Origin of the sequence: Saccharothrix sp. HUAS TT1, from assembly GCF_040744945.1 — a bacterium.
Lineage (GTDB): Bacteria > Actinomycetota > Actinomycetes > Mycobacteriales > Pseudonocardiaceae > Actinosynnema.
Genome location: NZ_CP160453.1, coordinates 2,834,885 through 2,853,121, shown reverse-complemented (window position 1 = coordinate 2,853,121; position 18,237 = coordinate 2,834,885). Strand labels below are relative to the sequence as shown.

Here is an 18,237-nt window from a genome sequence, read left to right as displayed (position 1 = left end):
GTGAACCCGTTCAGGTGACGAACGGCGTCACAGCGACCGCAGCACGTCCTCGACCAGGTCGGCGGTGTCCTCGCAGCCCGCGGACAGCCGGACCAGGCCCTCCGGCACCGGGTCGCCCCACTGCGCGCGCCGGTCCAGGCTGGTGTGCAGGCCGCCGAAGCTGGTGCTCGCGAACACCAGCCGGGACTTCGCCAGGAACGCCGCCACCGCGTCCGCGCCCGCCAGCTCGAAGGTCAGCACCCCGCCGAACCGCCGCATCTGCCGGGACGCCACCTCGTGCGCCGGGTCCTCCGGCGCGCCCGGCCAGCGCAGGCCGGTCACCGCGGGGTGCGCCTTGAGCACGTCGTACAGGGCCGCCGCGTTCGCCGCCTGCCTGGTCAGCCGCAGGTCGAGCGTGCCGAGCCCGCGGTGCGCCAGCCACGCCTCGAACGGCCCGGGGATCGCGCCGCCGGTGGTCCGCGCCGCGCGCACCCGCTCGGCCAGGGCCGGGTCCGAAGTGGACACGTGGCCGAGCAGCACGTCGCTGTGCCCGGCGACGGCCTTCGTGTCGCTGCTCACCACCGCGTCCGCGCCCAGCAGCAGCGGCTGCTGGCCGAGCGGCGTCGCGGTCGTGTTGTCCACCGCCACCAGCGCGCCCGCCGCGTGCGCGGCCCCGGTCAGCGCGGCGATGTCGCACACGTCCAGGCCGGGGTTGGACGGCGACTCCAGCAGCACCAGCCGCACGCCGTCGAACGACGGGTACGGCCCGGCGGTCGGCGCCTCGACCACCTCCACCGGCATCTCGGCGACCAGCGTCCGGGTCAGGTAGTAGCCGTCGCTCGGGACCACGACCACGTCGCCGGGCGCGAGCACCACCCGCAGGAACGTCGAGATCGCCGCCATGCCGGACGGGAACAGCACGGTCGTGCCGCCGTCCAGGTCGCCGAGCGCCGCCTCCAGCACGCGCCAGGTCGGGTTGTGCGCCCGGCCGTAGGTGTCCGCGCCGCCGAGGTGGTAGGACGACGCGAACACCGGCCCCGCCGTGAACGGCTCGCCCGGCACCGCGGGCGTCGAGTGCACGACCCTCGTGCCGTCGCCCCACGTGCCGTCCCGGGTCCCCTCGGTCACTGCCGCTCCGCCTTCCGCTCGCGCCCGAGCAGCGCCGCCGTCAGCACGCGCGGGTCCAGCCCCTCGTGGCACACCTGGTGCACGCCGTCGGTGATCGGCATGTCCACGCCGACCCGGGCGGCCAGCTCGCGGATGGACGAGCACGACTTCACGCCCTCCGCGACCTGCCCGTGCGCCGCCTCCTGCGCCTGCGCCAGCGAGTCGCCGCGGCCCAGCCGCTCGCCGAACGTCCGGTTGCGCGACAGCGGCGACGCGCACGTGGCCACCAGGTCGCCCAGCCCGGCCAGCCCGGCGAACGTCAGCGGGTCCGCGCCCAGCGCCGCGCCCAGCCGCGCGGTCTCGGCCAGGCCGCGGGTGATGATCGAGGCCATCGTGTTGTCGCCGAACCCGAGGCCCGCCGCCATGCCGCAGGCCAGCGCGATGACGTTCTTGCACGCCCCGCCCAGCTCGCAGCCCACCACGTCGACGTTGGTGTACGGCCGGAAGTAGGAGTTGGAGCACGCTTGCTGGAAGTCGACCGCGCGGTCGTGGTCGGTGCACGCGATGACCGTGGCGGTCGGCTGCTCGGCCGCGATCTCCTTGGCCAGGTTCGGCCCGGTCACCACCGCGACCTGGTCCTCCGGCACGCCGGCGACCTCGCGGACCACCTCGCTCATCCGCTTGAGCGTGCCCAGCTCGACGCCCTTGGCCAGGCTGACCAGCGTCGCGCCGGCCGGCAGCGACGAGCGCCAGCCGCTCAGGTTCTCCCGCAGCGTCTGGCTCGGCACGGCCAGCACCACGGCCCGCGCGCCGGCCAACGCCTTCTCGGCGTCGGCGGTGGCGCTCAGGTTGGCGGGCAGCACGACGTCCGGCAGGTAGTCGGCGTTCACCCGGTCGTTCGAGATGGCGTCGGCGACCTCGGGCCGCCGCGCCCACAGCACCACGTCCGTGCCGGAGTCGGCGAGCACCTTGGCGAAGGCGGTGCCCCACGACCCGGCGCCCAGCACCGCGACCCGGTCCACGTCAGACCTGCTTGGTGTGGAAGCCGTCGGGCGCCTGCTCCTCGCGGATGTCCGCGAGCAGGCCCTTGACCTCGTTCATCAGCACGTCGGTCACCTCGCGCAGCAGCGGCAGGTTCTGCGGCCGGTCCCGGTAGGCGGACAGGTCGACCGGCGGGCCGACCTTCGTCACCACGGTCTTGCGCGGGAACGGGCGGAACTTCTTGCGGTAGTGGTCGTAGACCTCGCGGGTGCCCCAGCGGGCGGCGGGCAGCACGGGCACGTCGTGCTCCAGCGCCAGCCGGGCCACGCCGGTGCGCGACGTCATCGGCCAGCCGTCCGGGTCGCGGGTGATCGTGCCCTCCGGGTAGATGATCACCACCAGGCCCTGCTCCAGGGCCTCGTGCGCGGCGCGCAGGCTCTGCTGGGCGTCGGCCGTGCCGCGGTAGACCGGGATCTGCCGGGCGCCCTTCACCACCGTGCCGACGAACGGGACGTTCCACAGGCTGTGCTTGGCGAGGAAGTGCGGCACCCGGCCTTGCCTGTGCGTGAAGACGGCGTCGTAGACGGGGTCGAGGTGGGACACGTGGTTCATCACGATGAGCGCCCCACCCGTCCTGGGCACCCGTTCCCCGCCTTCGCTGCGCCGCCGCGCCATCGCCGCGGTGGCGGGGTAGAGGATCGCCGCGGCGAGCCCGACCCAGAAGCCGCCCTTCTCCTTGGCCACGTGCACTCCCTCTTCGTCGTGGACCTGGAGTCTTCACCGGAGCCCCCGGCCAGGTCCAGCCGGCATCGGGGAGTATGGCGGGGTGGGAGCCGAAGTGGACCTGGTGGTGCCGGTCAAGACGCTGGACCGGGCCAAGTCGCGACTGGTCGGCGACCGGCTCGACCGCCCGGCGCTGGCGCTGGCGTTCGCGCTGGACACCATCTCGGCGGCACTGCCCGCGGTGCGCCGTGTGCTGACCGTCACGTCGGACCCGGCGGTGGTGGCGGGACTGCGCGCGCTGGGCGTCGAGTCGGTCGACGGGCCGGAGGGGTTGAACGAGGCGCTGCGGTTCGGGTTCGAGGTGCTGCGGTCGCGGGACGCCGGGTCGGTGGTGGGCGCGCTGCAGGCCGACCTGCCGGCGTTGCGGACCGCGGAGCTGGCGGCGGCGCTGGGCGCGGCCCGGGGGCGGGCGTTCTGCCCCGACCGCCAGGGCACGGGGACGACGCTGCTCCTCTCCGCGGCGGGCGGTGAGCTGGCGCCGGCCTTCGGGGGCGGTTCGGCGGCGGCCCACGCGGCTTCCGGCGCGACGGCGCTCGTGGGGCCGTGGCCGTCGCTGCGGCACGACGTGGACACGGCCGAGGACCTGCGGCTGGCGGCGGACCTGGGCCTGGGCCCGCGCACCGCGACGGCGGTCAGCCCGGTGGGCGGCTGATCGGCTAGCTTGGCGGCGTGACAGAGCAGGCGACGGTGAGCGCCCACCACCCGGACGGCGCGGCGACCGTGCTGCGCGACGACGGCGTGCTCGTGGACGTGCCGGCCGAAGCCGTCGCCGCGGGCGGCTGGCGCTCGCTGCGCCCCGGCCAGCGGGTCACCGTCGTCCGCGACGACGCCGGTGACGTGCGCGGCTTGCTCCGGCCGGTGTGACCGGGAGTTCACTTCCCGATCAGCGCGAGGTCGCCCGTTCTGGGGAACAATGCGATCGTGAGCACGGACAACACTCCCGAGCAGCCCGCGCCCAAGCGCCGGACGAGGACGCCGCGGGCCACGACGGCCGCGAACCCGCGCCGTCGACCGCGTCCGGCCACCCGCCGCGGCGGCAACGGCACGCGCGCGGGCACGATGGCGGCGCAGCAACCGGCCGAGGCGGCGTCCCGGTCGTTCCCGAGCTCACCGCCCGCCGTCACCGCCGTCGAGGCCCAGGCCGACCTGCCCGACGACCGGTACTTCAACCGGGAGCTGTCCTGGTTGGACTTCAACGCCAGGGTGCTCGCCCTGGCCGAGGACGCCTCCCAGCCGCTGCTGGAGCGGGCGAAGTTCCTGGCCATCTTCGCCTCGAACCTGGACGAGTTCTACATGGTCCGGGTGGCCGGCCTGAAGCGCCGCGACGAGACCGGCCTGTCGGTGCGCAGCGCGGACGGGCTCACCCCGCGCGAGCAGCTGGCGAACATGTCCAAGCGCGCCCAGGAGCTGGTCGAGCAGCACGCCAGGGCGTTCCTCGACCACATCCAGCCGGAGCTGGAGAAGCACTCGATCAGCATCGTCAACTGGGCGCAGCTCAGCGACTTCGAGAAGCTGCGGCTGTCCAACTACTTCACCGACCAGGTGTTCCCGGTGCTCACGCCGCTGGCCGTGGACGCCGCGCACCCGTTCCCCTACATCTCCGGCCTGTCGCTGAACCTCGCCGTGACGGTGCGCGACCCGGAGGGCGGCGCGGAGCGGTTCGCCCGCATCAAGGTGCCGGACAACGTGCCGCGCCTGGTGCGCGTGGAGAGCGACCGGACCAGCCCGACGGCGACGTTCCTGCCGTTGGAGGAGCTGATCACGGCGCACATGGGCGAGCTGTTCGCGGGCATGCAGGTCATCGAGTGCCACGCGTTCCGGGTGACCCGCAACGCCGACCTGGAGGTCGAGGAGGACCAGGACGAGGACCTGCTGCAGGCGCTGGAGCGGGAGCTGGCGCGTCGCCGGTTCGGGCCGCCGGTGCGGCTGGAGGTCGCCGACGACATGACCGAGAACATGCTGGAGCGGCTGCTGCGGGAGATGGAGGTCGACCCGCACGACGTCGTCCAGGTGCCCGGTCTGCTGGACCTGTCGTGCCTGTGGCAGCTCTACAGCGTGGACCGCAAGCAGCTCAAGGACGCGCCGTTCGTGCCCGCGACGCACTCGGCGTTCGGCGAGCGGGAGACGCCCAAGAGCATCTTCGCCACCCTGCGCGAGGGCGACGTGCTGGTGCACCACCCGTACGACTCGTTCTCCACGTCCGTGCAGCGGTTCATCGAGCAGGCGGCGGCCGACCCGCGGGTGCTGGCCATCAAGCAGACGCTGTACCGCACATCGGGTGACTCCCCGATCGTGGACGCGCTGATCGACGCGGCCGAGGCGGGCAAGCAGGTCGTGGCGCTGGTGGAGATCAAGGCGCGGTTCGACGAGCAGGCGAACATCAAGTGGGCGCGGGCGCTGGAGAAGGCGGGCGTGCACGTCGTCTACGGCCTGATGGGGCTCAAGACGCACTGCAAGACCGCGCTGGTGGTGCGGCAGGAGGGCTCGCGCATCCAGCGGTACTGCCACATCGGCACCGGCAACTACAACCCGAAGACGGCCCGGCTGTACGAGGACATCGGCATCCTCACCGCCGAGCCGACCATCGGCGCGGACCTCACCGACCTGTTCAACGTGCTGACCGGTTACGCCAGGCAGGACCACTACCGCAGCCTGCTGGTCGCGCCCTACGGCGTGCGGCGCGGGATCGTGGAGCGCATCGAGCGGGAGATCGAGCACGCCGCGGCCGGCGGGCCCGCGGGCGTGCGCATCAAGGTGAACTCGCTGGTGGACGAGCAGGTCATCGACTCGCTGTACCGGGCGTCGCAGGCGGGCGTGCGGGTGGACGTGGTGGTGCGCGGCGTGTGCGCGTTGAAGCCGGGCATCAAGGGGCTGTCGGAGAACATCCACGTCCGGTCCATCCTCGGCCGGTTCCTGGAGCACTCGCGGGTGTTCCACTTCGCCGGCTGCGGCGAGCACTGGATCGGCAGCGCCGACATGATGCACCGCAACCTGGACCGCCGGGTCGAGGTGCAGGTGCGGGTGACCGACCCGAAGCTCACCGCGCAGCTCGACGCGATGATGGACTCGGCGCTGGAGCCGACGACGCGGTGCTGGGTGCTGCAACCGGACGGCGAGTGGGAGGCGTCGCCCGCCGACGGCACCAGGGTGCGCGACCACCAGACCGAGTTGCTGCGCGGCCACCGCGCGATGGGGTGAAGCGGGTGATCCGGGCGGCGGGCGCCGTGCTGTGGCGCGATGGGCTCGTGGCGGTCGTGCACCGACCGCGTTACGACGACTGGTCCCTGCCGAAGGGCAAGCTGGACGCCGGTGAGACGGTGCCGGCGGCGGCGGTGCGGGAGGTGCGGGAGGAGACCGGGTTCCACGCCGTGCTGGGGCGGCACCTGGTCCAGGTGTCCTACCGCGCGTTCGGTGAGCCGAAGGTGGTGGACTACTTCAGCGCGCGGGCCGGGTCGGGGTCGTTCGAGCCCAACGACGAGGTGGACGAGCTGCGGTGGGTGCCGGTCGACGAGGCCGTCGCCCTGGTGACGCGGGACGTCGACCGGTCGGTGCTGGCGGCGTTCACGGCCGCGCCCGCGGACCTGGCGACGGTGTTGCTGGTGCGGCACGCGAAGGCGGGCAAGCGGGACAACTGGCCGGGTGACGACGACCTGCGGCCGTTGAGCGCGGCGGGGTGGCGGCAGGCGGCGGGGTTGCGGTCCGCGCTGCCGCTGTGGGGGCCCGCACGGGTGCACGCGGCGCCCCGGGTGCGGTGCGTGGAGACCGTGCAGGGGGTGGCGGAGGACCTGGGCGTCGGCGTGCTGCTGGAGCCCAGGCTGTCCGAGGAGGGGTACTGGCCGGACCGGGAGGCCGCGCTGGTGCGGCTGCTGGAGATCGCCGACGGCGCCGGCACGCCGGTCGTGTGCAGCCAGGGCGGGGTGATCCCGGACGTCGTGTCCACCCTCGCCGACCTGGGCGGCGTGCCGCTGGACGGGACGCCGTGCAAGAAGGGCAGCACGTGGCTGCTGGCGTTCCGCCGGCCGGGGCCGGGGTGGTCCACTTCGGACTCGCACGCCTCGTGGCCGCGGCTCGTGTCGGCGCACTACTTCCCCACCGCGTTGCCGAAACCGACCACCTGACGCCCGGCGGTTGCGCCGGACGGGCGCCCGACTCGGCCGGTCGGGTCACGCCGGGGGCCCGTTCGAGCACGGTGAGTTCGCCGCGGTGGGCGTGATTACGCCGGAATCGCACGCCGCCGACGGTCCGGGCGGCGTGCCGAGCGTTGAACTCGGGGGTCCTGAACGTAGGACACGGTGGTCGCGAACGTAGGACTCTCGCGGGGGTGGAGTGCGCTCAGGGCCCGGAGCGCGTCCGCGCCGGGCCCTGAGCGGGTGTTGCGTGCCTGGCCGGTGATCACCCGGCCCGACTTCACTTCTTCTTGGCCGGGGCCTTCTTCGCCGCCGGCTTCGCGGCGGCGGCCGTGGTGGCCTTCGCCGTCGACGCCTTCGCCGTGGCCGTGGTGGCCTTCGCCGGAGCGGCCTTCTTGGCCGCCGCGGGCGCCTTCGCCGCGGTCGTGGTCGCCTTGGCCGCGGTCGTCTTCGCGGCGGTGGCCTTGGTCGCGGTGCTCTTCGCAGGCGCGGCCTTGGTGGCGGTGGCGGCGGGCTTCGCGGCCGCGGCGGTCCGGCGGGTCGCCGGCGCCTTGGTGGCCGCCGCAGCGGCACGCGTGGCGGTGCCGGTGCTGCGCGTCGCGCGCGCAGTGGTGGTGCGCGCGGTGGTGCTTCGGGTCGCCGGAGCCTTGGTCGCGGCGGCCGGCTTGGCCGCAGCGGCGGCGGCGGCGGGCTTGGCGGCCGTGACGCGCGGCAACTTCTTCGTGCCGCTGATGACGTCCTTGAACGTCGAACCCGCGCGGAACGCGGGAACGTTGGTCTTCTTGACCTTCACGGTCTCACCGGTGCGCGGGTTGCGAGCGGTGCGGGCCGCGCGGGCACGCTTCTCGAAGACACCGAAGCCGGTGATGTTGACCTTCTCGCCCTTGTGGACGCTGCGGACGATGACGTCGACGAGCCCGTCGACAGCGGCAGCGGCGTTCTTCTTGTCGCCAAGGCGCTCGGCGAGCGCCTCGATGAGCTGGGCCTTGTTCACCTTCAGTCCCTCCCAGGACGCTCACGGCCCTAGTCGGGCCGACTGATTGCCCACGGTAAGCCCATATGCAAGGAAATACCAATCGCCACGCCAGATTTTCCGTTGTGGCGTGGGCAATTACGACCTGTCGAGGGACGCCTCAGGGGCTCCGGGAGCTTCCGGTGAGCCGGATTCCCGCTGTTCGGAGGGGAATCCGGCCCCTTCGGAGTCAGCTCGCGGGGAGGGGTTCGGTAGTCGGCAGCCAACCCTGCCTGCGCTGCTCGAACTCGGTGATGTCGTCGGCGTGGCGGAGGGTCAGCGCGATGTCGTCCAATCCCTCCAGCAGCCGCCAGCGGGTGTACTCGTCGACGCTGAAGGGCGCGGTGAAGTCCTTCGCCACAACGGTGTTCTTCGTCAGGTCGACGGTGACCTCGGTGCCGGGCTCGTTCTCCAGCAGCTTCCACAGCAATTCGACATCGGACTGCTCGCACTGGGCCGCCAGCAGGCCCTGCTTGCCCGAGTTGCCCCGGAAGATGTCGGCGAACCGGGACGAGATGACCACCCGGAAGCCGTAATCCATGAGCGCCCACACGGCGTGCTCGCGGGACGACCCGGTGCCGAAATCCGGCCCGGCGACCAGCACGCTGCCGGCCCGGAACGGTTCCTGGTTGAGCACGAACTGCTCGTCGCCGCGCCAGGCGGCGAACAGGCCGTCCTCGAAGCCCGTGCGGGTCACGCGCTTGAGGTAGACGGCCGGGATGATCTGGTCGGTGTCCACGTTGGACCTGCGCAGCGGAACGCCGACCCCGGTGTGCGTGGTGAACGCTTCCATGTTCGTAGAACTCCCTCAGACCAGGTCGGCGGGCGACGACAGCGTGCCCCGCACGGCGGTGGCGGCGGCCACGAGTGGCGAAACCAGGTGGGTGCGGCCACCCTTGCCCTGCCTGCCCTCGAAGTTTCGGTTGGAGGTCGACGCGCTGCGCTCGCCCGGCTTGAGCTGGTCCGGGTTCATGCCCAGGCACATCGAGCAGCCGGCCTGGCGCCACTCGGCGCCCGCCGCCAGGAACACTTCGTGCAGCCCTTCGGACTCGGCCTGCGCGCGCACCCGCATGGAGCCGGGCACGACGAGCATCCGGACGCCGTCGGCGACCTTGTGGCCCTTCAGCACGTCCGCGGCGGCCCTCAGGTCCTCGATGCGGCCGTTCGTGCACGAGCCGAGGAACACGGTGTCGACGTGGATGTCGCGCAGCGGGGTGCCCGGCTCCAGCCCCATGTAGGTCAGGGCCTTCTCGGCGGCCACGCGCTCGTTCTCGTCGGCGATGGCCTCGGGGTCGGGCACGGTGGCGCCGAGCGGCAGGCCCTGGCCGGGGTTGGTGCCCCAGGTGACGAACGGCGTGAGCTCGTCGGCGTCGAGGCGGACCTCGGCGTCGAACTCGGCGTCGTCGTCGGTGCGCAGCGTCTTCCAGTACTCGACGGCCGCGTCCCAGTCCGCGCCCGAAGGCGCGTGCGGGCGGCCCTGGAGGTAGTCGAACGTGGTCTGGTCCGGCGCGATCATGCCCGCGCGCGCGCCCGCCTCGATCGACATGTTGCACACGGTCATGCGGGCTTCCATGGACAGCGCCTCGATCGCGCTCCCCCGGTACTCCAGCACGTACCCCTGGCCGCCGCCGGTGCCGATCTTCGCGATCACCGCGAGGATGATGTCCTTTGCCGTGACACCGGGCCCCAGCTGCCCGTCGACGGTGATGGCCATCGTCTTGAACGGCCGCAGGGGCAGCGTCTGGGTGGCCATCACGTGCTCCACCTCGGACGTGCCGATGCCGAACGCCAGCGCGCCGAACGCGCCGTGCGTCGACGTGTGGCTGTCACCGCAGACGACCGTCATGCCGGGCTGGGTCAGGCCCAGCTGCGGGCCGACGACGTGCACGATGCCCTGCTCGAAGTCGCCCATCGGGTGCAGCCGCACGCCGAACTCCGCGCAGTTCTTGCGCAGCGTCTCGACCTGCGTGCGCGACACCGGGTCGGCGATGGGCAGCTCGATGTCGATCGTCGGGACGTTGTGGTCCTCGGTGGCGATCGTGAGGTCGGGGCGGCGGAGCGGCCGTCCCGCCAGGCGCAGGCCGTCGAACGCCTGCGGGCTGGTCACTTCGTGCAGCAGGTGGAGGTCGATGTAGAGCAGGTCCGGCTCCGCGCCACTGCCGTGGCGCACGACGTGTGCTTCCCACACCTTCTCCGCGAGCGTGCGGCTCATCGCAACTCTCCCAAGATCTGGACAGTCGATAGATCTGGACTTCCCAGACAGTGGGAAGTTAGTATCGGCTTGTGGGACAGCATAGCGGGATCGGCGTGTTGGACAAGGCAGTGGCTGTCTTGAACGCCGTCGCAAAGGATCCGTGTGGGCTCGCCGAGTTGTGCAACCGGACGGGCTTGCCGAGGGCTACCGCGCACCGGTTGGCGGTCGGGCTCGAGGTGCACCGGTTGCTGCGACGGGGTTCCGACGGCCGCTGGCGCCCGGGCGCGGCCCTGGCGGAGTTGGCGGGCGGGGCCACCGACCCGCTGCTCGACGCGGCGTCCTCGGTGTTGCCGCGGTTGCGCGACATCACGGGCGAGAGCGTCCAGTTGTACCGGCGGGACGGGATGCAGCGGATCTGCGTGTCCTCGGCCGAACCACCGAGTGGTTTGCGCGACACCGTGCCGATCGGCGCGCGATTGCCGATGACGGCCGGTTCCGGCGCGAAGGTATTGGCGGCGTGGGCCGACCCGGGAACTCAGCGCTCCGTTCTCGCCGACGCGGTTTACGGCGAGCGCACATTGTTGGAAGTGCGCCGGCGGGGTTGGGCGCAGTCGGTGGCGGAACGGGAACCGGGAGTCGCCTCCGTTTCCGCGCCGGTGCGCGACAGCTCCGGTTCGGTGGTCGCGGCGGTATCGGTTTCCGGTCCCATCGACCGCATGGGCCGCCGTCCGGGCGCCCGCTGGGCCGCAGACCTCCTGGCAGCCGCTGAGGCCCTGCAGAGCCGTCTCTGAGCGCTACGACCTGCACCCCCGGCCGCGAGGCGGCGGGGGTGCAGGGGGCGGAGCCCGCCTGCCCGGGGTCTGGGGATCGGACCCCGGTGACAATGCGAAAGATCCCTGTTTCGCAGTGCGAAACAGGGATCTTCCTGATCTGTAGCCCCGATGGGATTCGAACCCACGCTACCGCCTTGAGAGGGCGGCGTCCTAGGCCGCTAGACGACGGGGCCGGGAACTTTCGATATTCACTTTATCACGTTCTTGCTGTCCTGCGTTGCCGGTAGCTTACCATACTCGATTCTCTACCGTGCAGCTGGGGTACCAGGACTCGAACCTAGACTAACTGAACCAGAATCAGTCGTGCTGCCAATTACACCATACCCCATTGGTTTCCCGGCCCGACTCCCCTTCGCTTTCGCTCGGGGGGCCTCTCCGTTCCGCCGGGAGGAATACTAGACCACGTCCCCGGCGGAACGGAAATCGGGGTCACGCGGAGGCGGCCGACAGCTCGCAGACGAGGAGTTCCGGCAGCTCAGCGAGGCTGCTGATGGCGGAGATGCCCGCGGGCAGGGAGCCGTCGCGCGGGCCCTGGCGGTTCAGCCACACGCCCTTCATGCCCGCGTCGCGCGCGCCGATCGCGTCGGCGTGCAGGCGGTCGCCGACGTGCACCGTGTCACCGAGGTCCACGCCCAGGTCCGCGCAGGCGGTGTCGAAGATCACCCGGTCGGGTTTCGCGGAGCCGACCTCGCCGGCGATGAGCACGGTGTCGAAGTACTGGGTCAGCCCGAGGGTCGCGATCTTCACCCGTTGGTGACGGCCTGAGGCGTTGCTCACGGCAGCCATGGGCAGACCGGTGGCCCGCAGCCACTCCAGGCACGGCACGACGTCCGGGAACAGCCGCCAGCCGGACGCGAGGACCTCCTGCCGGCGCAGTTCCCGGCGGGTCGCCTCCTCCTGGTCCAACTCCTCGCCGAGCGCCGCGAAGAAGGCGCGGGTGCGGAGGTTGCGCATCGTCTCGTACTCGAGCTCGCCGGCGAGCAGGCGCTCGCAGTGCTCGTCGGTGATGCGCTGCCACAGCGGCCAGGCGTCGGCGTTGCCGACCATCGCGGCCAGGGCGGCCCGGGACGAGGTGCTGTAGTCGACGAGGGTGTCGTCCACGTCGAGGCACACCGCCCGGATCTCGCCGGTTCTCCGAGGGGTGAAGGTCGGGGCTGCGGTTGTCACCCCGTGAGGCTAGGTGCGCTCACCCCTCGTCCGACTCGACCAGAGAGGTGATATCTGGCGATTCTTGCACGGTCAAGCACCGCTGAACCGCCCGAAGGCACCAGTCAGATTGCCCCGAGCGCGCGGCGCAATCGCCCGATCGAGCGACTTCGACCGACCAGTTCGAGCGATTCGTACAGCGGAGGCGAGACGGTACGGCCCGTCACGGCAACCCGCACCGGGGCGTAGGCGTTGCGCGCCTTCAGGCCCAAGCCGTCCACAAGGGACACCTTCAGCGCCTCTTCGATGGCCGCCGCCGTCCACTCCGGAAGCGATTCCAACGCGTCGACGCCGGCTCGCAGCACCGGTCGGGCGTCCTCGCCCAACGCCTTGGCGGCGGCTTCCTCCTCCGGCGCGAAGTCCTGCTCCGCGACGAACAGGAAACGCACCATCCCGGACGCTTCGGACAACACGACCAACCGCTCCCGCACCAGCGGCGCGACGGCCGTCAGCACGGCCAGCTGCTCCGGCGCCGGTTCGGGCGGCAGCACGCCGTCGCGCACCAGGTGCGGCAGCACGCGGTCGACGAAGTCCGCGACGGGCAGCGCGCGCAGGTGCGCGGCGTTGACCGCCTCGGCCTTCTTCAGGTCGAAGCGGGCCGGGTTGGCGCCGAGCCGGGACGGCTCGAACGCCTCGACCAGCTCGGCGAGCGTGACCACGTCGCGGTCGTCGGCGGTGGACCAGCCCAGCAGCGCCAGGTAGTTCAGCAGGCCCTCGGGCAGGAAACCGCGGTCGCGGTAGTGGAACAGGTCCGACCGCGGGTCGCGCTTGGAGAGCTTCCGGTTCCCCTCCCCCAGCACGGGCGGGAGGTGGCCGAACTCCGGGAGGGTCGAGGTGACGCCGATCCCGGCCAACGCCCGGTGCAGCGCGATCCGCCGGGGCGTCGACGGGAGCAGGTCCTCGTCGCGCAGCACGTGCGTGATGCCCATGAGCGCGTCGTCCACCGGGTTGACGAACGGGTACAGCGGTTCGCCGTCGGCGCGCACGAGGACCGGGTCGGGCGTGCTGCCCGCCTTGAACGTCACCTCGCCGCGCACCAGGTCGACCCACGTGATGTCCTCGTCGGGCATCTTCAGGCGCAGCACCGGTTCGCGGCCCTCGGCGCGCAACGCCGCCCGCCGCCCGGCGGTGAGGTCGCGGTCGTGGCCGTCGTAGCCGAGCTTCGGGTCCTGCCCGGCGGCCCGGCGGCGCGCCTCGACCTCGTCAGCGGTGGAGAACGACTCGTACAGCTCGCCCGCCGCGAGCAGGCGTTCGGCGATGTCGGCGTAGAGGGCGCGCCGCCCGCTCTGCCGGTACGGCGCGTGCGGTCCGCCGACCTCGGGGCCCTCGTCCCAGTCCAGGCCGAGCCACCGCAGGGCTTCCAGCAGCGAGAGGTAGGACTCCTCGGAGTCGCGGGCCGCGTCGGCGTCCTCGATCCGGAGCACCACCGCGCCACCGGCGTGGCGGGCGTAGGCCCAGTTGAACAGCGCGGTCCGGACCAGGCCGAGGTGCGGCGCGCCGGTGGGAGAGGGGCAGAGCCGGACGCGGACCCGGGCGGGTGCTGCTGATGCGCTCATGACCCGATCAGCCTATCCGGCTTGACCGGCGGCGCCGGGTGGGAGCATCCTGAGCTTATTCAACTGGTGTTGAAAACGTGAGGGGTGGATCATGGACAGGACCGGGGTGGTGGTCGTCGGAGGCGGCCCGGCCGGCATGGTGGCCGGGTTGCTGCTGGCCAGGGCCGGTGTCGAGGTGACCGTGCTGGAGAAGCACGCCGACTTCCTGCGCGACTTCCGCGGTGACACGGTGCACGCGTCGACGTTGACCCTGCTGGACGAGCTCGGCCTCGGGCCGGCGTTCGCGGACGTGCCGCACCAGCTCGTGGACAAGCTGCAGGTGCTGCTGGACGCGGGCCCGCAGACGATGGCCGACCTGAGCAGGCTGCCCGGCCGGCACAAGCACATCGCGATGGTGCCGCAGTGGGACTTCCTCGACCTGCTGGCCGACGCCGGCAAGCGCGAGCCCGCTTTCACGCTGCGGATGAGCACCGAGTTCACCGGTCTGCTCAAGCAGGGCGGCAAGGTGACCGGTGTCCGCTACCGCACTCCGGGCGGCGACACCGGTGAACTGGCGGCGGACCTGGTCATCGCGGCCGACGGGCGGCGCTCGCTGGTGCGCGAGGAGGTCGGCCTGCCGGTGCGGGCGTTCGGCGCGCCGATGGACGTGTGGTGGTTCCGGCTGCCGCGCGCGGAGGGCGAGCTGACCGGCGCCACCGGCCGGTTCGGCAGCAGCGACGGGCTGGTGCTGATCAACCGCGGCGACTACTTCCAGTGCGCCTACCTGATCCGCAAGGGCACCGACCGGTTGCTGCGCTCGGAGGGCGTGGCGGCCTTCCGCGGGCGGATGGCGAACCTGGTGCCGTGGCTGGCGGACCGGCTGGAGGCGATCGGGTCGCTGGACGACGTGAAGCTGCTGGACGTCAAGCTCGACCGGTTGCGGACCTGGCACGCCGACGGCGTGCTGTGCATCGGGGACGCGGCGCACGCGATGTCGCCCATCGGCGGCGTCGGCATCAACCTGGCCGTGCAGGACGCGGTGGCCGCCGCGCGGATCGTGGCCGCGCCGCTGCGCCGGGGCGCGCTGACCCCGGCGGTGCTGGCGAAGGTGCGGCGCAGGCGGTGGCTGCCGACCGCGGTGACCCAGGCCGTCCAGCGGCGGATCCAGGACTCGTTCCTGAAGCCGACGCTGGCCGGCACGTCGGGCGCGGCGCGGGGCCGCGTGCCGAAGCCGATCCGGCTGATGCAGCGGTTCCCGCGGCTGCAGGTGGTGCCCGCCTACCTGGTGGCGATCGGGTTGCGGCCCGAGCACGCGCCGGAGTTCGCCCGGCGCGCGCCCGGCAGGATCGAGCGGACCTAGCGGTTGGCGACCGTGTTCGTCAGCGTGCCCAGGCCCTCGACGGTCACCGAGACGGTCTGCCCGGCGCTGAGCGGGGCGACGCCCGCGGGCGTGCCGGTGAGGATCACGTCCAGCGGTCGCAGGGTCATCACCGAGGAGATGTGCTCGATCAGCTCGGGGATGCCGAACAGCAGCAGCGAGGTCCGCGAGTCCTGCTTGACCTCGCCGTCCACCTCGGTGCGGATGGCCACGTCCGACGGGTCGAACTCGGTCTCCACCCACGGCCCGAGCGGGCAGAACGTGTCGAAGCCCTTGGCCCGCGTCCACTGCCCGTCGGCCTTCTGCAGGTCGCGCGCGGTGACGTCGTTGGCGATCGTGTAGCCGAGGATCGACTGGCGGGCCCGCGAGGCGGGGATGTCCCGGCCGCCGACGCCGATCACGACGGCCAGCTCGCCCTCGAAGTCGACCCGCTCGGACACCGCGGGCAGCTTGATGTCCGCGTTCGGCCCGACCACCGCCGTGTTCGGCTTGAGGAACATCAGCGGGTTCTCGGGCAGCTCGTTGCCCAGCTCGGCGGCGTGCTCGGCGTAGTTGCGGCCGATGGCCACGATCTTGGGCGGCAGGAACGGCGCCAGCAGCCGGACGTCGGCCAGCGGCCAGCGGCGGCCGGTGAACGTCGGGTTGGCGAAGGGGTCGTCGGCGATCTCGACCGCGGTCAGGTCGTCGCCGTCGCCTTCGATGGCGGCGAAGGCGAGGCCGTCGGGTTGGGCGATACGGGCAATGCGCACGGAGGTGACCCTAACCGGTGGCTGGAAACCGCACCTGGCGTGCCTAACGTCGAGGGATGCGAACCCTGCTGATCGTCCTGACCCTGCTCGCCGCCGCGGCGTCACCCGCCGTGGCGGCGCCCGCCGCGCTGCCGACACCGCTGGAGGCGGGCACCCCCCTCTACGCGGCGAACGGCGCGCGCTGCGCCAACGGCTTCAACGTCCGCGGCCACCTGGTCGTGCCACCGTCCTGCGGGAACGTCGGCACCGCGGTCCGCGGGCCCGGCATGGTGGACATAGGCCCCGTGGTGGCGGTCCGGCAGACCTACGCGGTCGTCCGGATCACCAACACCGCCGCCTGGGTCCAGCGCCCGACCATCGCCGGGTTCCCCGGCACCACCATCCGCGGCTCGGCCGAGACGCCGGTCGGCGGCCAGGTGTGCGCGGCGGGCCGCACCACCGGGCTGCGCTGCGGCGTCGTCCAGGCCAAGAACGTCACGGTGAACTACCCGGAAGGCGTGGTCTACGGCCTGACCCGGACGAACCTGTGCACCGAACCGGGCGACCAGTGGGCGCCGGTCTTCACCGGCGCCCAGGCCCAGGGGCACGTGCTCGGCGGCTCCGGCAACTGCACGACCGGCGGCACGTCCTTCTTCCAGCCGATCAACCGCATCCTGGCCGCCGAGGGGTTCACGCTGGTGACGGGGTGACCCGCATCGCCTTGTGCGCCAGCGCGTCGCACAGGGCGAGCCAGCTGGCCTCGACGATGTTGCCGTGCACGCCCACGGTGGTCCACTCGCGCTCGCCGTCGGTGGACTCCACCAGCACGCGGGTGACGGCGTCGGTGCCGTGCTCGGCCGAGTTGTGGGACCCCGGGAGGATGCGCACCTTGTAGTCGTTCAGCTCCACCGCGTCCAACCAGGACAGGTGGGGCAGCAGGGCCTTGCGCAGCGCCGCGTCCAGCGCGTGCACCGGACCGTTGCCCTCGGCGGTCGCGATGACCCGCTCACCGGCCACCCGCACCTTGACCGTGGCCTCGGACACGATCGTGCCGTCCTGCTGGTGGTCGAGCAGCACGCGGTAGGACTCCAGCACGAACGGCGGCGCGTCCAGCTCGTCCAGCTCGGCCTTGAGGAGCAGTTCCAGGGAGGCGTCGGCGGCCTCGAACGACCAGCCGCCCGCCTCCAGCTCCTTGACCTTGCGCACCACGTTGGTGAGCGCTTCGGGCCGGCGGGTCAGGTCGATCCCGAACTCACGTCCCTTGAGTTCGAGACTGGCCCGACCCGCCATCTCGGTGACCAGCACCCGCATGTCGTTGCCGACGGTGTCCGGATCGATGTGGTTGTACAGCTCCGGATCAACCTTGATCGCGCTCGCGTGCAGCCCCGCCTTGTGGGCGAAGGCCGACGACCCGACGTAGGCCTGGTGGGTCTCGGGTGCGATGTTCGCGATCTCGGCCAACGCATGGGAGACCCGGGTCAGCTCGGCCAGCGATTCGGTGGGTAGCACCTGCAGGCCGAGCTTGGTCACGAGGTTCCCGACGACGGCGAACAGGTCCGCGTTGCCCGCTCGCTCGCCGTAGCCGTTCGCGGTGCACTGGACGTGGGTCGCCCCCGCCTGCACCGCCGCGACGGTGTTGGCCACCGCGCAGGACGTGTCGTCCTGGCAGTGGATGCCGACCCGGAAGCCCGTGCGGGCGACCACGTCGGCGACGGTCTCGGCCAGGCCCAGGGGCAGCTGGCCGCCGTTCGTGTCGCACAGCACGGCGACGTCCGCGCCACCCTCCACAGCGGACTCCAGCACGCGCAGCGCGGTGTCCGGGTCGAAGGCGAAGCCGTCGAAGAAGTGCTCGGCGTCCACGAACACCCGGCGGCCCTCGCCGACCAGGAACGAGACGGTGTCGCGGACCATCGCGCAGTTCTCCGCGACGTCGGTGCGCAGGGCCCGCTCGATGTGCCTGCGGTCGGACTTGGCGACCAGCGTCACGACCGGCGTCCGCGCCTCCAGCAGGGCCCTGACCTGCGCGTCCTCCTGCACCTTCACGCCCGCCTTGCGGGTCGAGCCGAACGCGACGAGCTGCGCGTGCTTGAGCGTCAGCTCACCCGCCGCGGCACGGGCGAAGAACTCGGTGTCCTTCGGCATCGCGCCCGGCCAGCCACCCTCGATGAAGCCGACGCCCAACGAGTCGAGCAAGCGGGCGACCGCCAGCTTGTCGTTCACCGAGTAGGAGATGCCCTCGCGCTGGGCACCGTCCCGCAGGGTCGTGTCGAAGACGTGGAATGAATCGCCGAGGGGGGTCACGTGGGGGCTCCTGTGAGTTGTGAGAAAACAAAAAGACCCCCCGCAGGATGCGAGAGGTCGGCGCGCCGGGTGC

Annotated in this window: 17 protein-coding genes and 2 tRNA genes; 7 read left to right on the top strand and 12 right to left on the bottom strand. The window is 72.1% G+C overall.

Going from position 1 to position 18,237, the window contains the following annotated elements; all coding sequences use genetic code 11:
• Positions 1-27 precede the first annotated feature (27 nt).
• Genes AB0F89_RS14105 through AB0F89_RS14095 form a run of 3 tightly spaced genes read right to left on the bottom strand, consistent with a single transcriptional unit; the run spans position 28 to position 2,811 of the window.
• The gene (locus AB0F89_RS14105; protein ID WP_367136235.1) at positions 28-1,107 is read right to left on the bottom strand and encodes a cystathionine gamma-lyase; all 1,080 of its coding nucleotides are present in this window, start codon (positions 1,105-1,107) and stop codon (positions 28-30) included.
• Entirely contained in the window at positions 1,104-2,108 is a 1,005-nt protein-coding gene (locus AB0F89_RS14100; protein ID WP_367136233.1) for an NAD(P)H-dependent glycerol-3-phosphate dehydrogenase, read from the bottom strand. The genes AB0F89_RS14105 and AB0F89_RS14100 overlap by 4 nt, the downstream gene beginning before the upstream one ends.
• 1 nt (position 2,109) lies before the next feature.
• Positions 2,110-2,811: a lysophospholipid acyltransferase family protein gene (locus tag AB0F89_RS14095; protein ID WP_367136231.1), complete on the bottom strand. Its 702-nt coding sequence runs from the start codon at positions 2,809-2,811 to the stop codon at positions 2,110-2,112.
• An 82-nt stretch (positions 2,812-2,893) separates the two neighbouring features.
• On the opposite strand from AB0F89_RS14095, the gene cofC reads away from it, so the two are divergent.
• From cofC to AB0F89_RS14075, 4 genes are read left to right on the top strand one after another with little or no spacing between them, the layout of a single operon-like run.
• A complete protein-coding gene (cofC, locus tag AB0F89_RS14090) occupies positions 2,894-3,502 on the top strand; it encodes a 2-phospho-L-lactate guanylyltransferase (protein WP_367136229.1) in 609 nt (202 codons plus the stop codon).
• A 17-nt stretch (positions 3,503-3,519) separates the two neighbouring features.
• Entirely contained in the window at positions 3,520-3,714 is a 195-nt protein-coding gene (locus AB0F89_RS14085; protein ID WP_367136228.1) for a hypothetical protein, read from the top strand.
• A gap of 57 nt (positions 3,715-3,771) precedes the next feature.
• Positions 3,772-6,048, top strand: coding sequence for an RNA degradosome polyphosphate kinase (locus tag AB0F89_RS14080; RefSeq protein ID WP_367136226.1), 2,277 nt, complete (start codon positions 3,772-3,774; stop codon positions 6,046-6,048).
• On the top strand, positions 6,045-6,968 hold the full coding sequence (locus tag AB0F89_RS14075) for an NUDIX domain-containing protein (RefSeq protein ID WP_367136224.1): 924 nt from the start codon (positions 6,045-6,047) through the stop codon (positions 6,966-6,968). Before AB0F89_RS14080 ends, AB0F89_RS14075 begins: the two co-directional genes overlap by 4 nt.
• A 289-nt stretch (positions 6,969-7,257) precedes the next feature.
• Here AB0F89_RS14075 and AB0F89_RS14070 read toward each other — a convergent pair whose 3' ends face one another.
• The 3 genes from AB0F89_RS14070 to leuC form a co-directional block, all read right to left on the bottom strand.
• Positions 7,258-7,971, bottom strand: coding sequence for an HU family DNA-binding protein (locus AB0F89_RS14070; RefSeq protein WP_367136222.1), 714 nt, complete (start codon positions 7,969-7,971; stop codon positions 7,258-7,260).
• Positions 7,972-8,179: 208 nt separating this feature from the next.
• Complete coding sequence (gene leuD, locus AB0F89_RS14065) at positions 8,180-8,782, bottom strand: 3-isopropylmalate dehydratase small subunit (protein ID WP_367136220.1); 603 nt, start codon at positions 8,780-8,782, stop codon at positions 8,180-8,182.
• Between the two features lie 15 nt (positions 8,783-8,797).
• Positions 8,798-10,201, bottom strand: a complete 1,404-nt coding sequence (leuC, locus tag AB0F89_RS14060; RefSeq protein WP_367136219.1) for a 3-isopropylmalate dehydratase large subunit — start codon at positions 10,199-10,201, stop codon at positions 8,798-8,800.
• Positions 10,202-10,272: 71 nt separating this feature from the next.
• Here leuC and AB0F89_RS14055 point away from each other — a divergent pair, with 71 nt between their 5' ends.
• Positions 10,273-10,974 (top strand): IclR family transcriptional regulator, encoded by a 702-nt coding sequence (locus AB0F89_RS14055; protein WP_367136217.1) that lies wholly within the window; start codon positions 10,273-10,275, stop codon positions 10,972-10,974.
• Between the two features lie 142 nt (positions 10,975-11,116).
• On the opposite strand, the gene AB0F89_RS14050 is transcribed toward AB0F89_RS14055, so the two are convergent.
• The 4 genes from AB0F89_RS14050 to gltX all read right to left on the bottom strand — a co-directional run bounded on the left by AB0F89_RS14050 (position 11,117) and on the right by gltX (position 13,778).
• Positions 11,117-11,189, bottom strand: a tRNA-Glu gene (locus AB0F89_RS14050).
• A gap of 83 nt (positions 11,190-11,272) precedes the next feature.
• Positions 11,273-11,344: transfer RNA gene (locus AB0F89_RS14045), tRNA-Gln, on the bottom strand.
• 101 nt (positions 11,345-11,445) lie between these two features.
• Positions 11,446-12,183: an HAD family hydrolase gene (locus tag AB0F89_RS14040; RefSeq protein WP_367136215.1), complete on the bottom strand. Its 738-nt coding sequence runs from the start codon at positions 12,181-12,183 to the stop codon at positions 11,446-11,448.
• 104 nt (positions 12,184-12,287) lie between these two features.
• Complete coding sequence (gltX, locus tag AB0F89_RS14035) at positions 12,288-13,778, bottom strand: glutamate--tRNA ligase (protein ID WP_367136213.1); 1,491 nt, start codon at positions 13,776-13,778, stop codon at positions 12,288-12,290.
• Positions 13,779-13,869: 91 nt separating this feature from the next.
• On the opposite strand from gltX, the gene AB0F89_RS14030 reads away from it, so the two are divergent.
• On the top strand, positions 13,870-15,117 hold the full coding sequence (locus AB0F89_RS14030) for an FAD-dependent oxidoreductase (protein ID WP_367136211.1): 1,248 nt from the start codon (positions 13,870-13,872) through the stop codon (positions 15,115-15,117).
• Here the strand turns inward: AB0F89_RS14030 and AB0F89_RS14025 are convergent.
• Entirely contained in the window at positions 15,114-15,884 is a 771-nt protein-coding gene (locus tag AB0F89_RS14025) for a fumarylacetoacetate hydrolase family protein (RefSeq protein ID WP_367136209.1), read from the bottom strand. The genes AB0F89_RS14030 and AB0F89_RS14025 overlap by 4 nt on opposite strands.
• Positions 15,885-15,940: 56 nt before the next feature.
• On the opposite strand from AB0F89_RS14025, the gene AB0F89_RS14020 reads away from it, so the two are divergent.
• A complete protein-coding gene (locus AB0F89_RS14020) occupies positions 15,941-16,573 on the top strand; it encodes a S1 family peptidase (protein WP_367136207.1) in 633 nt (210 codons plus the stop codon).
• On the opposite strand, the gene cimA is transcribed toward AB0F89_RS14020, so the two are convergent.
• On the bottom strand, positions 16,554-18,164 hold the full coding sequence (cimA, locus tag AB0F89_RS14015) for a citramalate synthase (RefSeq protein ID WP_367136205.1): 1,611 nt from the start codon (positions 18,162-18,164) through the stop codon (positions 16,554-16,556). The genes AB0F89_RS14020 and cimA overlap by 20 nt on opposite strands.
• Positions 18,165-18,237: the final 73 nt, after the last annotated feature.